This window comes from Vibrio sp. 1731, assembly GCF_033339955.1.
In the GTDB taxonomy this organism is placed as follows: domain Bacteria; phylum Pseudomonadota; class Gammaproteobacteria; order Enterobacterales; family Vibrionaceae; genus Vibrio; species Vibrio alginolyticus.
In genome coordinates, this window is the sequence record NZ_JAWOVO010000124.1 from 1 (window position 1) to 1,159 (window position 1,159).

Sequence of the window (1,159 nt, forward strand, 5' to 3'; positions counted from 1 at the left end):
TCATCAACTCGTTAATAGATTCATCACTTACCTTTTGCCAAAGGCCAAATTTACGATTAAATTTGAAAAATTCCCCCTAAGAAAAGTGTGCTGATCCAGTTCTCACTTTTGCCTTTTTTTATCACACTCTCGTAACCAAAATTCGACTTTTTCTTTCATTCAAGTTTCGAGTCACTTCACCTATTCGGTCGATTACGCTTTCTTCTCATTTGCACATACGATAATGATAATAATTATCTTTTGTATTGGTTGAGTATTTTTAATGAGTGAGATTAATTTAAGTCACGCCTTTCACAGCGATCCGGTCATCCAGATCCGAGATTTGTGCGTGGACTACATCACCGACAATGGTGACTTTAATGCGGTGAAATCGGTCAGCTTTGATATTGGAAAAGGCGAAGTATTCGGCCTTGCTGGGGAATCTGGATGCGGGAAGAGTACCATCGCTTTTTCGATCAATCGTCTGCACAAGCCGCCCGCGTTTATCTCTGGTGGACAAATTCTGTTCCAAGGTAAGGACATCTTACGTTTGTCCGATAAGGAGCTAAGCGCGCTGCGTTGGAGCGAAATCGCCATGGTATTCCAAAGTGCCATGAACTCGCTTAATCCGGTACTGACCATTCAAGAGCAGTTTGCAGACGTCCTACGTCATCATCAAGGACTCAGCAACGAGCAAGCCAAAGATCGCGCCGAAAAACTGCTCGATTTGGTGAACATCCCTCGAGATCGACTGGGTGAATATCCGCACCAGTTCTCTGGGGGAATGCGCCAAAGGCTGGTTATTGCCATCGCGCTGTCTTTAAACCCTAAGCTCATCATTATGGATGAACCAACGACAGCGCTTGATGTGGTGGTGCAGCGAGAGATCCTGCAACAAATTTATCAGCTGAGAGAAGAATTTGGTTTCTCAGTTCTTTTCATCACCCACGATTTAGCTTTGATGAGCCAACTGTGCGACCGCATCGCCATCATGCGCCATGGTGAGATCGTAGAAGTCAATCACGCTTACGAGATCCGCAATCACCCACAACACCCTTACACGCAAAAATTGTGGGCCTCGTTCCCCAATATTCACGATGTTCACAAGCAGCCAGAGCAACAAGGAGCACCAGTATGAGTCAACCGATCATTCAAATGAAAAACGTGATCAAAGAGTTCA

The 1,159-nt window shown here is 45.0% G+C and carries 1 protein-coding gene; it reads left to right on the plus strand.

What is annotated here, in order from left to right:
* The first annotated feature begins 262 nt into the window (after positions 1-262).
* Positions 263-1,117 carry an ABC transporter ATP-binding protein gene (locus tag R7035_RS25620; protein WP_065770102.1) on the plus strand — a complete coding sequence of 285 codons (855 nt, stop codon included), beginning with the start codon at positions 263-265 and terminating at the stop codon, positions 1,115-1,117.
* Positions 1,118-1,159: the final 42 nt, after the last annotated feature.

What these genes read in the sequence shown, in the direction of transcription:
- R7035_RS25620 (WP_065770102.1), top strand. Translation starts at nt 263, where the DNA reads ATGAGTGAGATTAATTTAAGTCACGCCTTTCACAGCGATCCGGTCATC.